General features: G+C 56.0%; 13 protein-coding genes. 8 read left to right on the top strand and 5 right to left on the bottom strand.

Annotation, left to right across the window (positions count from 1 at the left end; all coding sequences use genetic code 11):
- The first annotated feature begins 25 nt into the window (after positions 1-25).
- Genes EKM04_RS12330 through EKM04_RS12320 form a run of 3 tightly spaced genes read left to right on the top strand, consistent with a single transcriptional unit; the run spans position 26 to position 3,151 of the window.
- Positions 26-1,504 carry a sugar ABC transporter ATP-binding protein gene (locus EKM04_RS12330; RefSeq protein ID WP_183897921.1) on the top strand — a complete coding sequence of 493 codons (1,479 nt, stop codon included), beginning with the start codon at positions 26-28 and terminating at the stop codon, positions 1,502-1,504.
- 23 nt (positions 1,505-1,527) lie between these two features.
- Entirely contained in the window at positions 1,528-2,316 is a 789-nt protein-coding gene (locus tag EKM04_RS12325; protein ID WP_174155861.1) for an SDR family oxidoreductase, read from the top strand.
- A gap of 52 nt (positions 2,317-2,368) precedes the next feature.
- Positions 2,369-3,151, top strand: coding sequence for an SDR family oxidoreductase (locus tag EKM04_RS12320; protein ID WP_183897922.1), 783 nt, complete (start codon positions 2,369-2,371; stop codon positions 3,149-3,151).
- A 132-nt stretch (positions 3,152-3,283) separates the two neighbouring features.
- On the opposite strand, the gene EKM04_RS12315 is transcribed toward EKM04_RS12320, so the two are convergent.
- The 3 genes from EKM04_RS12315 to EKM04_RS12305 all read right to left on the bottom strand — a co-directional run bounded on the left by EKM04_RS12315 (position 3,284) and on the right by EKM04_RS12305 (position 5,656).
- On the bottom strand, positions 3,284-3,772 hold the full coding sequence (locus EKM04_RS12315; RefSeq protein ID WP_183897923.1) for a PaaI family thioesterase: 489 nt from the start codon (positions 3,770-3,772) through the stop codon (positions 3,284-3,286).
- 3 nt (positions 3,773-3,775) lie between these two features.
- A complete protein-coding gene (locus EKM04_RS12310) occupies positions 3,776-4,777 on the bottom strand; it encodes an NADP-dependent oxidoreductase (RefSeq protein ID WP_183897924.1) in 1,002 nt (333 codons plus the stop codon).
- Between the two features lie 66 nt (positions 4,778-4,843).
- Positions 4,844-5,656, bottom strand: a complete 813-nt coding sequence (locus EKM04_RS12305) for an oxidoreductase (protein ID WP_183897925.1) — start codon at positions 5,654-5,656, stop codon at positions 4,844-4,846.
- Between the two features lie 637 nt (positions 5,657-6,293).
- Here EKM04_RS12305 and EKM04_RS12300 point away from each other — a divergent pair.
- The 4 genes from EKM04_RS12300 (at position 6,294) to EKM04_RS12285 (ending at position 9,976) form a co-directional block, all read left to right on the top strand.
- Positions 6,294-7,157, top strand: coding sequence for an alpha/beta fold hydrolase (locus EKM04_RS12300; RefSeq protein ID WP_183897926.1), 864 nt, complete (start codon positions 6,294-6,296; stop codon positions 7,155-7,157).
- Between the two features lie 299 nt (positions 7,158-7,456).
- Positions 7,457-8,236: an SDR family NAD(P)-dependent oxidoreductase gene (locus tag EKM04_RS12295; protein WP_183897927.1), complete on the top strand. Its 780-nt coding sequence runs from the start codon at positions 7,457-7,459 to the stop codon at positions 8,234-8,236.
- A gap of 35 nt (positions 8,237-8,271) precedes the next feature.
- On the top strand, positions 8,272-9,258 hold the full coding sequence (gene acuI, locus EKM04_RS12290) for an acrylyl-CoA reductase (NADPH) (RefSeq protein WP_183897928.1): 987 nt from the start codon (positions 8,272-8,274) through the stop codon (positions 9,256-9,258).
- A 106-nt stretch (positions 9,259-9,364) separates the two neighbouring features.
- The gene (locus EKM04_RS12285) at positions 9,365-9,976 is read left to right on the top strand and encodes a TetR/AcrR family transcriptional regulator (protein ID WP_183897929.1); all 612 of its coding nucleotides are present in this window, start codon (positions 9,365-9,367) and stop codon (positions 9,974-9,976) included.
- A 5-nt stretch (positions 9,977-9,981) separates the two neighbouring features.
- On the opposite strand, the gene EKM04_RS12280 is transcribed toward EKM04_RS12285, so the two are convergent.
- Both EKM04_RS12280 and EKM04_RS12275 read right to left on the bottom strand, forming a co-directional pair.
- Entirely contained in the window at positions 9,982-10,551 is a 570-nt protein-coding gene (locus EKM04_RS12280) for a TetR/AcrR family transcriptional regulator (RefSeq protein ID WP_183897930.1), read from the bottom strand.
- Between the two features lie 234 nt (positions 10,552-10,785).
- Positions 10,786-11,160, bottom strand: a complete 375-nt coding sequence (locus tag EKM04_RS12275; RefSeq protein WP_183897931.1) for a winged helix-turn-helix transcriptional regulator — start codon at positions 11,158-11,160, stop codon at positions 10,786-10,788.
- A gap of 105 nt (positions 11,161-11,265) precedes the next feature.
- On the opposite strand from EKM04_RS12275, the gene EKM04_RS12270 reads away from it, so the two are divergent.
- Positions 11,266-12,255, top strand: a complete 990-nt coding sequence (locus tag EKM04_RS12270; protein WP_183897932.1) for a quinone oxidoreductase family protein — start codon at positions 11,266-11,268, stop codon at positions 12,253-12,255.
- Positions 12,256-12,350 lie beyond the last annotated feature (95 nt).

Here is a 12,350-nt window from a genome sequence, read left to right as displayed (position 1 = left end):
ACAGGCAATCAGCGGAGGGTGCGACATGACTGAACCGGTACTGTCACTAAAGGGCATATCGAAGCGATATGGTCCTCTGGAAGTCGTCAGGAATGTAAGCCTTGACGTCTATGCCGGCGAAGTCGTGGCACTTCTCGGCGAGAACGGTGCGGGCAAATCTACATTGTCCGGCATCATCGCCGGATCTCGCAGTCCCTCCGAAGGTTCCATGACATGGCTGGGGCAACCGTATGCCCCGGCCTCTCCACGGGAGGCAATCGACAAGGGCGTGGTGCTGATCCATCAGGAACTGCAACTGCTGCCGGAATTGACAATAGCCGAAAATGTCTTTCTGGGCCGATGGCCGACACGCAACGGTGTCGTTGACCGGGCGCAGATGGTCAGCCGTGCGCAAGAACAGATGTCGCGCCTCAACCTCCACATCCCGGCGACCCGCAAGGTCGCAGGCCTGTCGACAGCCAATCAGCAACTCATCGAGATTGCAAAGGCATTGGCGCTCGATGCCAAACTGCTTATTCTGGATGAACCGACGGCTGCCCTTGGTGGGGCTGAGACCGAGGCTCTTTTTGAGCAGGTTCGCAAGCTGCGGGCTGAAGGCGTGGGCATCATTTACATTTCCCATCGCATGGAAGAAATCCGCAAGATCACCGACCGTATCATCGTTTTGCGCGATGGTGAGCGCGTCAATGAATTTGCCGACAGCGCAACACCCGTCAGAACGATTGTCGAAAGCATGGTCGGCCGCTCTCTTGAAAGACTGTTTCCGCAATTGCCTGAGCCGACCGACAAGGTCGTCATGAAAGTCGAGGGCCTGACGTCGGCGGAAAACTCGTTCCGCGACGTGACGTTCGATCTGCATGCTGGTGAAATTCTTGGCATTGCCGGACTGGTCGGAGCGGGTCGCACGGAGCTTGTCCGCGCGATTGCGGGTGCAGATCCCATCCGTTCCGGCACGATCCGGCTGGATGGCAAGGTGCTGTCGCTTCGCAGCCCGTCCGACGCCATAGATACCGGCATCGTCATGGTGCCGGAAGATCGCAAAGACCAGGGTTTAGTCGTAGAACACCGCATCGGCGAAAATCTCGTCTATGCAAATCTCGATCAGCTAGGCGGCCGCTGGCTGACCGGGGGCATGAAGCGCAACTTCGCGAATGCGGCCATTGCCAAATTCGGTGTGAAGGGGCGCAGCGACCAATATGCCTCCGACCTCTCCGGCGGTAATCAACAGAAAGTTGTCATCGCCAAATGGCTTGCCCGAAACCCGAGGGTGGTGGTGCTCGATGAGCCAACCCGCGGCATTGATGTGGGAGCCCGCGCTGGCATCTACGATATTATCGCCAATCTTGCCAAACAGGGTGTCGCGGTCATCGTCGTCAGCTCGGATCTGGAGGAGGTGCTCGGTGTCTCGAACCGCATCCTCGTCCTTGCACAGGGCAATCAGGCCGGAATTCTCAACCGTGACGAAGCCAATGACGTCTCCGTCATGGAACTCGCAACAACTTGAATATATGAATGAAAGGAAGAGCGATGGCTGATATCACGCTCAATGCTCCCAAGCTTTTCGATTTGTCCGCACAGGTCGCCATCGTCACCGGTGCCGGCAGCGGGATCGGCCAGAGAATTGCCGTCGGTCTGGCGCAGTGTGGTGCAGACGTTGCCTTGCTGGATCGTCGTACCGACGATGGCTTGGCCCAGACGGCGGAATTTGTTCGGTTAGCGGGGCGCAAGTCGATCCAGATTGCTGCCGACGTGACGAGCAAAGAGGCTCTGGCCGACGCTGTCAGCCGCACGGAAGCCGAACTGGGAAATCTGTCTCTTGCGGTCAACGCTGCCGGCATTGCCAATGCCAACCGCGCCGAGGATATGGAAGAAGACCAGTATCAGACCCTGATGGATATTAATCTCAAGGGTATTTTCCTGTCGTGTCAGGCGCAGTCACGCGCGATGCTCAAACACGGCAAAGGCTCCATCGTCAACATCGCCTCCATGTCAGGCGTCATCGTCAATCGCGGCCTCAACCAGGCGCATTACAATGCCTCCAAGGCGGGCGTGATCCATCTGTCGAAATCGATGGCGATGGAATGGGTTGACCGCGGCATTCGCGTCAACACCATTTCTCCTGGCTACACCGCAACGCCCATGAACACACGGCCCGAGATGGTGCATCAGACGAAGCTGTTCGAAGAGCAGACGCCGATGCAGCGTATGGCGAGTGTGGACGAGATGGTCGGTCCGGCTGTTTTCCTTTTGTCAAATGCCGCCAGCTACGTCACGGGTGTTGATCTGCTTGTCGATGGCGGCTTCTGCTGCTGGTGATGTGGCGTCTCGTTCTGTCGTCATTCAACGTACACTTCACACGGAGGTCGCAATGGCCCGGTTTCACAACAAGACGGTCGTCATCACGGGCGCTAGCCGGGGCATCGGTGCCGCAATTGCAAAGCGCTTTGCAGAGGAGGGGGCCAATTTGGTCGTTTCCGCAAATGAAGAGGCAGTCCACCTCATTGCAAAGCAGATCCAGGCAGATGGTGGCAAAGCCATATCCTTCGTTGGCGATGTGACCAGCAAGACAAGTGTCGTTGACCTTTATGACGCGGCCGAGACAGCGTTCGGCTCCGTTGATGTCTCAATCCAGAATGCCGGCGTCATCACGATCGCCAAGGTTGAAGACATGACTGAAAACGAGTGGGACAAGGTTATGGCGGTCAACACGAAGGGTGTTTTCCTGTGTGCCCAGGAAGCCATTGCCCGCATGCGCAAACACATGCGCGGCGGTCGCATCATCAACACGGCGTCCGGCCAGGCGCGCGATGGCTTCATCTATACGCCTCACTATGCGGCATCCAAAATGGGTGTCGTCGGCATTACTCAAAGCTTAGCGAAAGAGGTGGCCGTAGAAGCCATTACCGTCAACGCATTCTGCCCTGGCATCATCGAAACCGATATGTGGGCCTATAATGACGATGTATGGGGCAAGTTGCTGGGTAGCTACGCGCCTGGCGAGCTTATGAAGGAGTGGGTCCAGGGCATTCCGATGAAGCGGGCAGGGTCAGGCGCAGATGTCGCCGGTCTCGTTACGTTCCTCGCAAGTGATGATGCCGCCTATATCACAGGCCAGACGATCAATGTGGATGGCGGTTTGATCATGTCCTGATACAGCGAGAAGCGCTCCTGCGCTCGATATCTCGCTGATGCTTCCTCCAATGGGTTGCTGTCTCGCCCCGGCTTTGTGGTGACGGAGGGGATCAAAACGGCTGGCATTGCCGGCTCGGATATAAAGTCGCGACTATTTCGCCTGTTGCGGCAACACCATGACGGTCGATGTGCCGTGGGCCAGCACGCGCCCGTCGGCATCGGTAATCTTGCCTTCCGCCGAGATAATCGTTCGCCCTCTGTTGACGACACGTCCCTCGACGCGCACCGTTCCGGTGTCAGCTCTGATCGGCCGCGAGAAGTTGGCCTTCGTTTCGATGCTGGCAAAGCCGACACCGGCAGGCAAGGTGGAGTGCGCGGCGCAGCCTGTGACCGTATCGATAAGTGTCAGTGCCCACCCGCCATGCACACCGCCCAACGGATTGAGCAGATGGTCTCCCGGTGTGGCTTCAAACAAAACTTCGCCATCGCCGACCTCGATCATTCGGAACGACATGGTTCTGGCAATCGACGGCGCAGGCAATTCGCCATCGATGATTGCCTGCAGATGCTGTTTACCAGTCATGCCCGCGATCTGTTCCAGTGTGGCAATGCCGAAGACCGGATTTGAGGGTATGCTCATTGCCTATTGTACCTCTATGACGACTTTGCCCTTCGCGCGTCCGGCCTCGACATAGGCCAGGGCTTCGCCTGTCTTCTCAAACGGAAAGATTTTGTCCAACACCGGCTTGATGATGCCGCTCTCTATCAGGCTTGTTATCTCTCCCAGTTGGCGACCATCGGCACGCATGAACAGGAAGTCAAAACGAACGCCACGTTTCGCAGCTTTCCGGCGCACACCCGAACTGATGAGACGGATGACCAGTCTCATGAACGGGTTCAGCTTCATGGCTGTTGCAAAGGCTGGATCCGGCGGGCCGGAAATGGAGATGAGGCGACCGCCCGGCTTGAGCACGCGCAGCGATTTCTCAAGTGTCTTCTGGTCCTGACTGTTCAAGACGAGATCATAGTCAGAAAGGATAGTTTCGAAATCCTGCGTCTGGTAATCGATGACGACATCCGCGCCCAGGCTTTTGACCAGTTCGGCATTCTTGGCGCTGGTGGTGGTCGCCACCGTTGCACCGAGATGTTTGGCAAGTTGAATGGCAAACGTGCCGACACCGCCCGAACCTGCCTGAATGAAGACTTTCTGTCCCTTGCGAAGCTTGCCGATTTCGACCAGCGCCTGCCAGGCTGTGAGGCCGACAAGCGGAATGGAAGCCGCCTCCGCCCAGTTGAGGTTGTTCGGCTTCAGTGCAACATCGTTTTCATCGATTGCGATACGCTGCGCGAAGGTACCAACGCGGTGGTCTCGCGGACGGGCGTAAACCTCATCTCCTATCTTGAATTGGCGCACACCGGGGCCGACGGCGGTAACGGTCCCGGCTACATCATGGCCCAGAATAAACGGTGGCTTGTATGGAAGGATAAGCTTGAACTCTCCGTCGCGGAGCTTGGAATCCAGCAGGTTCACGCCGGTCGCCTTGATCTCAACGAGAACGTCGTTGCGCCCTGCAACTGGCTCTGCCGTCTCAACGAGGCGCAGAGGTCCACTCTTTTTGTATTTTTCAACTATGAAAGCCTTCATCGGCTTCTCTCCAATTTCTGAGTTTTCTGTGTCAGTTTCTCGAAACACTTCGACGGCTTGGTCAGTTCACTCCAGACCGAACTGCTTGTGCAGAACCTTGTCGAAAAGCGACCTTGGCAGAAACCGGCGGGCGAATGCGCCTTGCTGTACGGACTTGCCGGAAGCATATCGCAGGTCCGGCTTGTCGGCCAATGCTGCTTTAAGGATGGTTTTCGCGACGTCCTCCGCCGTATCAGCAGCCTTCATCGCTTTGGCGTAGGCGACATCATATTTGATACGCAGTGCATCATAATCGCTGAGCGGCGCATCCGCAGGGATGGCACTGGACTCGAATGAGGTATTGGTCGCGCCCGGCTCTATGACAACAACCCTGATCCCGAAGCCTCGAACCTCATGGTCCAGCGATTCCGAGTAGCCTTCGAGAGCATGTTTGGTTGCGGAATAATGGGTATTGAACGGCGCGGGGATGAGGCCAAGCCCTGATCCGACATTCAGGATACGCCCGCTACCCTGGGCACGCATGATGGGCAAGACGGCATTGGTCACCCGCGCGACCCCGAGGACATTGGTGTCATAAAGCGCGCGGACCTGATCGATCGAACTCTCCTCGGCAGCCCCCAGAATGCCGAACCCTGCATTGTTGATCAAAAGGTCTATGCTGCCGAGTTCCGCATGGGCCTGGGCAACGGCCGAAGCCACGGATGTATCCGATGTGACATCACATGCGATCAAGCGAATGCCATCGCGTACCTCGTCAGGCTTTGCCGTGCGGCTCGTTCCAATCACACGGTAACCGGCTTTCATTAGTGCTACGGCTGCGGCCTTACCGATCCCGCTCGACGCACCCGTCAAAAACGCTGTTTTTTGATTTTTGTTCATCGTCAGTTTCCTGTCTCTTCGCCGTCTCAACTGTCCGTTTGCATAAATGCAAGAGCATGTTGGGCATTTTTGATTATGATCATAATTATTAAATCATAGGTGATCGCTGAATTCGAAAATGTCAAGCCTGCGCCATGCAAATAAGTGAATGCGAGCCGCAAGATCCGAGTTTTGAGGGGGCAATACCTTTTCGCCGGGATTTGGTGACGCCTTCATATGTATGGGTGGAGATGTGCTTCAGACATTGGAGCTGGTGAATCACAAACCGATTCAGTCCTCAGCAGGGTTCAAAGACTTAGCCAAGCTCGCGACAAGATCGAAGAACCGTAAAACAATCCTCTTGACTTAATGATGATGATCATCATATATAAAGATGACGAACATCATCAAACTTAAGGTTTGTTCCTATTTTTGCTCGCAGGTGCGCAAAGAAGCAGATCGAGGTGAGCGGCATGGGCAGCTGGCAGCGGAAGGCAGCCTTGGCGGCCGTATCGAGTGGAATAGGCAGGGCAGTGGCTGAGGTCCATGCAGGATATCACCGAGCAAGCAGTTTGGCCTGCAGTTGGGCACGACTGAAGGAACCCGCAGCCCTGCACAAAATTATCAAGCGAAGTCTGCACTTTATATGAGGCGAGACATGTCCAACAATACCAATATTGCACGAGCCAGCGCCCTTTACATACATGCGCCAAATCTAACGATTACCGTCGGTGGGGTCCCGTTCGCCTACCGGGAGCTTGGGTTGAAAGAAGGCGTTCCGATTGTCCTCCTCAATCACTGGGGTGCGGTGCTCGACAATTTCGACCCGCGCATCGTTGATGCGCTAGCGCTCCAGCATCGGGTGATTGCGATTGATTATCGTGGCATCGGCGGGTCGGGCGGAGATGCGCCACTCACCGTTGGCGAGATGGCGCAGGACACGATCAGCCTGATCCGGGAAATGGGTTTCGAGACTGTTGATCTCATGGGCTTTTCGCTGGGAGGTTTTGTCGCACAGGATGTTGCTCTCAATGCTCCAGGTCTAGTGCGAAAATTGATCCTCGCTGGCACCGGTCCTGCGGGAGGCAAAGGCATAGACCGGGTTGGAAAGGTCTCCTGGCCGCTGATCCTCAAGGGAATGCTGACCATGCGTGATCCGAAGACGTATCTGTTTTTCACCTCTACGGCCAACGGCCGTCAGGCCGCAGCGGCATTTCTAAGTCGTCTTAAAGAGCGCAAATCCGATCGCGACAAAGCTCCGACGCCGAAGGCGTTTTTGAGGCAACTCAAGGCCATCACCGCGTGGGGTCGGCAGGCACCGCAGAACCTTGGCGCCCTCAAAATTCCGGTCCTGATAGCCAACGGTGACAATGATATTATGGTACCGACGGCAAACAGCATCGACATGTCGAGACGTATTGCGGGTGCTGAACTCATTGTCTATCCCGATGCGGGACATGGCGGCATCTTCCAAAATCACGCTGCCTTCAGCACAGCCGCTTCGGCTTTCCTTGCCGCCTGACGGCGCATACAGGTGTCGCCTGGAATCGGTAAGGTCGGCAAGGGCAGGGGTTCTTTACCCAGGCGGGGTAGACCTTCGTCATTCAGCTTGCCAAACATCTGGGTACGACAGTCGCAACAACCATGAGATCAAAAGATCTCTGGCCTATCGCCGGCACCATTTCGCCGTTCGAACAATGCGATAATGCATTGGCAGTTGAAATATCCTGTCTCATTCTTGACAGATATGATTATGATCATCATCTATAATTGCGGTCACGTTCAAGATCGTTAAATCCGAAGCAAACAGAGAGTTTACGCATGTCCTCCAAACCCACAGTCCTCATCACCGGCGCTTCCACCGGGATCGGTGCAATGTATGCCCAGCGGTTCGCAGAGCGTGGACACAATCTTGTGCTTGTCGCCAGAAATGTTGAAAAGCTTGAGGCGAATGCAGAACTGCTCAGGCAGACTGGTGTTTCAGTTGAGCTGTTGCCTGCCGACCTGACAGACGAAACCCAGCTGCTGTCTGTTGAGAAGAGATTGCGTGACGATTCCTCGATCGGCATTCTCGTCAACAATGCAGGTGGCACTGTCGGTGGCACATTCGTCACACAAAATATTGATGATCTGACGAAGCTGGTTACCTTGAACGCCACCAGCGTGCTACGCCTCGCGCATGCCGTCGCGCCACGCTTTGCGGAAAAGGGTGAAGGCGCGATCGTCACTATCAGTTCGGTGCTGGCGCTGGCTCCTGAATGGGGTCTATCCGTTTACACGGCGACGAAGGCTTTCGTGTTGTCTCTGTCGCAAGCCATGCACACCGAGCTTGGACCTCAGGGTGTCTACGTTCAGGCTGTGGCTCCGGCGGCAACGCGAACCGACATCTGGAATTTCCTGGACGAAGACAAGCATCCGCCGATGATGGAAGTCTCCGATCTGGTCGACGCTGCCCTTGACGGTTTCGATCGCCGCGAGGTCGTGACAATCCCGCATCTGCATGAGGAGGCCCATTGGCAGGCTATGGAGAATGCCCGAAAGTCGCTCGTGCAGGATACGGGTCATACCACAGCCGCCAGTCGGTACCTCGCGTCGAAGTGACGTGAACGCAAGCTCTCAACGTAAAGGATAAAGGTATGAGTTTCAAAGCTCTGCTAGCGACAAAAGCTGGCGATGCGATTTCGGCAAGCATTGTTGATTTCGATGAAAACGACTTGATGGCTGGCGATGTGACCGTTGCGGTGGACTATTCTACGGTCAACTACAAGGATGGCATGGCCCTCACAGGTTCTCCGCCGATCATCAAGACCTTTCCCCTAATCGCTGGTGTGGACTTCGCCGGCGTCGTTGAGGCTTCCACCTATCCGGGCATCACTGTTGGCGACCGTGTCGTCGCCAACAGTTGGGGCCTGAGCCAGACCCATCATGGTGGATATGCCCAAAAGGCAAGGGTGAGCGGCGACTGGCTTGTGAAGCTGCCGGAGAATATTTCCACGAAGGACGCAATGGCTCTTGGAACGGCCGGCTATACCGCGATGCTCTGCGTTATCGCGCTTGAACATGGTGGCCTGACACCTGAGCGGGGCGATATACTGGTGACGGGTGCCAATGGCGGCGTCGGCTCGATTGCGATCGCCCTTCTGTCAAAGCTGGGTTATCGCGTTATCGCCTCGACCGGGCGGCCACAGGAGGCTGACTACCTGCGCGCACTCGGTGCCGCAGACATCATTGATCGTAAGACGCTTTCGGAACCCGGCGGCCCAATTGCCTCCGAGCGCTGGGCAGGCGCTATCGATTCTGTCGGAAGCCATACACTTGCGAACGTGCTGGCGCAGACAAAGTATCGTGGTGTCGTCGCCGCATGCGGCCTTGCGCAAGGCCTGGATCTACCGTCAACGGTCCTGCCGTTTATTCTGAGAAACGTCACGCTCGCCGGTATTGATTCCGTCAACGCACCTCAGGAAGTCCGGCTTGAGGCCTGGCGTCGCCTGTCCCTCGATCTCGACTTTGAGAAGTTAGCCAAAACCGTGACGACGGTCGGGCTTTCGGATGTTGTTGCGCTCGCTCCCACGATTCTGCAGGGCGGCGTAAAAGGCCGAACCGTTGTTGACGTGAATGCGTGAAGGCGGGCGGGGGGCACAGGAAAACTTGTCTCCCCGCGCCATTTTATAGTCGCGATGATTTGCGGGTCATCCGCTGCGATGTACCCAGAGGGGAGCAAAAGGCGCCATGAAGGTCACGCGTGAGCAGGTCGCGGAAAACAGGCGGCGCATACTCGATTCAGCGAGCAGGCTTTTCCGAAGCAAGGGGGTAGGCGCTGTCAGTGTGGCGGAAGTGATGCAATGTGCAGGCTTGACTCATGGTGGCTTTTACGGCCATTTTTCGTCAAAGGACGATCTGGTCGCGCAAGCGCTGCTGCATATTTTGACATCTGACGCAGAAGGGCCGTTTAGCCTTCTTGGCTACCTTGAGCAGTACCTCTCCGCTGACCATCGAGATAATCCTGGAGAGGGATGTCCGTTCGCGGCACTTGCATCCGAAATGCGACATCAGAGCCCGCAAGCTCGGGCGGTGATGACGGCAGGTGCCCGTCAAATCATAGACATGATGTCAACCGAAGTATCTCCAACTGCTGAAGCGGCAAACGGTCAGACAGTGATTGGGCACTGGGCGGCAATGGTCGGAGCTACGATTCTTGCAAGAGCTGTCGATGACAAGGAACTTTCAGACAGGATACTGGAAGAGACACGCCGGTTTGTTGCCTCCAGCGTAACACAAGTTAACAATGTCGATCCTGAGAGAGAATTCAGCCAATCGCTTGGCTCATCAAGGGAAGACTGACACCCCTATCTCGCCAAGATCGACTTGGCCACGACATCCATAATTTCCGTCGATAGGGCGCTATTTTCCACAGCACGCGCCAGTACCAAAGCGCCAACCATCGTGGCCATTGTCGCAATCGCTGCTTCCCGACTGGATGTCCCGGCCTTTGCGTCGACGATGGTCTGAAGCAACGCAAGTTGATCTTCGACGCCACGCTGCATGACTTGGCGAACCTCCGGGCCATGACGCGCTGCATCCGGCCCAAGCGCTGCAAAAGCACAGCCCTCCGACACACCATCACGATGCTGGTCGGATAAATAGACGCCGACAGCCTTTTCCAACGATGCACGCTTGTCTTGCCCGATCAACGACGACACTCGCTGTACGGTCTGATCCAGCGCCGCCTGCGTCGCTTTGGCGATGAGGTCATCCTTGGATTCGAACTGCTTGTAAAAGCCGCCGTGGGTCAGGCCAGCCGCCTGCATCAGCGTGCTGACGCCGACGCCATCGAAGCCCTTTTCTCGAAACAACCGGCTGGACGTCTCGATAACATGGTGCCGGTTTTCCTCGGCCTTTTCCTTTGTGACTTTCATGGCTTTGATCTCAGTTCATTGAATGCCACTTATATATGATGAACGGCATCTTACTCAATAGCTGTTGTACATCGAATCAGCATGGGAAGAAAACAGCCGAAAGCCCAATCAATCGTTTCCTGGTCGCCACGTGGCGTATATCGCAGGATACACGCCTTGAAGCGCGAACTGTTGCTCGCCGATGCGACGTGACCGACACGGGTATTTCGACTTGTTTTCGGGATCAGGCCTCACTCACATCCCCTCAGTGTCCTGGTCAAATTTCCGCTTCGCCGCTTCTATTTCGGGGGCATGGATAACGGACCATTGGAAGATTGCCTGAAAGGGAGCCTTTAAGGACTCGCCGAGCGGCGTGACGCTGTATTCCACCGCCACCGGCGACGCCGTTATGACGCGGCGTTCCACAAGACCAAGACGCTCCAGCCGACGTAGCGTCTGTGTCAACGCCTTTTGCGTAACGCCCCTCAACTCACGCTTCAGCGCGTTAAAGCGCATTGGCCCTGAGCACAATTCCGCAACGATGAGGATCGACCACTTATCAGCAATTTGGTCAAGGATCAGCCGGCTGAGATGATCGCTTAATTCTGTCTGGCATTTTGCATCTGTCATTGTGGTTTACTTCTCTATACCTGGTGTACTCAAAGTACCTAATTGACACTTGGTTTACATTTTATACCTTAAGCCCATCCGTTTTACAAACAGAGAGTACGCATCATGAAAGCAGTCCGTTTCCACGCAACCGGTGGACCTGAGGTTCTCGTTTACGAGGATGTTGCCGATCCAGTGCCTGGCCCCGGTGAGGTTCTGATAAAAGTCGAGGCGGTCGGGATGAACTACGCAGATGTTATGCGCCGCCGCGGCGACGACTATCCCGATCCCTCGCCTACACCGTTTATTCTGGGAATTGAGGTGGCAGGTACGGTTGCTGCCCTCGGCGAAGGCGTAAACGATATCCCCGTCGGCCTTTCGGTGGTCGCAGTGCCGGGGTCCCGCGGCTACGCACAATATATCACCGTTCCGGCTGCGACAGTCATTCCGCTGCCCGAGGGTTTTGATTTCGTTCATGCCGCAGCGCTGCTGGGACATGGCCTGACCGCATCTATCGTGTTGAAGCACGTGGCAAAGATACAGCCGGGTGAAACCATTCTCATCGAAGGTGCGGCTGGTGGTGTCGGCTCGTTCGCCATTCAGCTTGCCAAGCACTATGGGGCTGGCAAAATTATTGCGGCCGCCAGTACGCCTGAAAAGCGGGCGAAAGCGAAAGCGCTCGGCGCTGACGCAACGGTCGACTATACCAAACCTGACTGGGCGCTAGAGGTTCTCCGACTGACCGACGGTCACGGCGTCAACATCGTCATCGAGACCACCGGTGGAGAGACAGTGAATCAGGCGTTGGACGCATTGGCGCCATTCGGCCGAATGATTTTTCTCGGCCAATCGAGCGGACAGACGGCGCTGATCGATCCGTGGCGTCTGACCTCTATGAACCACACCGTTACCGGCTTTTACGTCAACGGCTTTGCGGGGGACCCAGACCTGCTGATGTCCGAAATCGGTTCGTTGATCGGCTTGGTAATGAGCGGCGAGGTCAAGATTCAGGTCGGACTGGTGCTCCCCCTATCAAAGACCGCAGAAGCGCACCGTTTGCTAGAAAGCCGGCAGACCACTGGCAAGGTTGTGCTGAAACCTTGGGATGCCATTTAACAAGGAAACGCTCTAGGTGTTCAGTCCCGGCATTTGATGGATCGGATTTAGGATGAAACGATTTGGCTCGATTGTCCATCGTTTGCAGATGAACT

The sequence above is a fragment of the Rhizobium skierniewicense Ch11 genome, assembly GCF_023757665.1.
GTDB lineage: Bacteria > Pseudomonadota > Alphaproteobacteria > Rhizobiales > Rhizobiaceae > Agrobacterium > Agrobacterium skierniewicense.
The sequence above is the reverse complement of the archived record's forward strand: the minus strand, read 5'-3'. Positions and strand labels throughout refer to the sequence as shown.

Bases quoted from the DNA above. Each gene is read 5' to 3' on its own strand.
- EKM04_RS12330 (WP_183897921.1), top strand. From the start codon at position 26: ATGACTGAACCGGTACTGTCACTAAAGGGCATATCGAAGCGATATGGT.
- EKM04_RS12325 (WP_174155861.1), top strand. From the start codon at position 1,528: ATGGCTGATATCACGCTCAATGCTCCCAAGCTTTTCGATTTGTCCGCA.
- EKM04_RS12320 (WP_183897922.1), top strand. From the start codon at position 2,369: ATGGCCCGGTTTCACAACAAGACGGTCGTCATCACGGGCGCTAGCCGG.
- EKM04_RS12315 (WP_183897923.1), bottom strand. From the start codon at position 3,772: ATGAGCATACCCTCAAATCCGGTCTTCGGCATTGCCACACTGGAACAG.
- EKM04_RS12310 (WP_183897924.1), bottom strand. From the start codon at position 4,777: ATGAAGGCTTTCATAGTTGAAAAATACAAAAAGAGTGGACCTCTGCGC.
- EKM04_RS12305 (WP_183897925.1), bottom strand. From the start codon at position 5,656: ATGAACAAAAATCAAAAAACAGCGTTTTTGACGGGTGCGTCGAGCGGG.
- EKM04_RS12300 (WP_183897926.1), top strand. From the start codon at position 6,294: ATGTCCAACAATACCAATATTGCACGAGCCAGCGCCCTTTACATACAT.
- EKM04_RS12295 (WP_183897927.1), top strand. From the start codon at position 7,457: ATGTCCTCCAAACCCACAGTCCTCATCACCGGCGCTTCCACCGGGATC.
- acuI (WP_183897928.1), top strand. From the start codon at position 8,272: ATGAGTTTCAAAGCTCTGCTAGCGACAAAAGCTGGCGATGCGATTTCG.
- EKM04_RS12285 (WP_183897929.1), top strand. From the start codon at position 9,365: ATGAAGGTCACGCGTGAGCAGGTCGCGGAAAACAGGCGGCGCATACTC.
- EKM04_RS12280 (WP_183897930.1), bottom strand. From the start codon at position 10,551: ATGAAAGTCACAAAGGAAAAGGCCGAGGAAAACCGGCACCATGTTATC.
- EKM04_RS12275 (WP_183897931.1), bottom strand. From the start codon at position 11,160: ATGACAGATGCAAAATGCCAGACAGAATTAAGCGATCATCTCAGCCGG.
- EKM04_RS12270 (WP_183897932.1), top strand. From the start codon at position 11,266: ATGAAAGCAGTCCGTTTCCACGCAACCGGTGGACCTGAGGTTCTCGTT.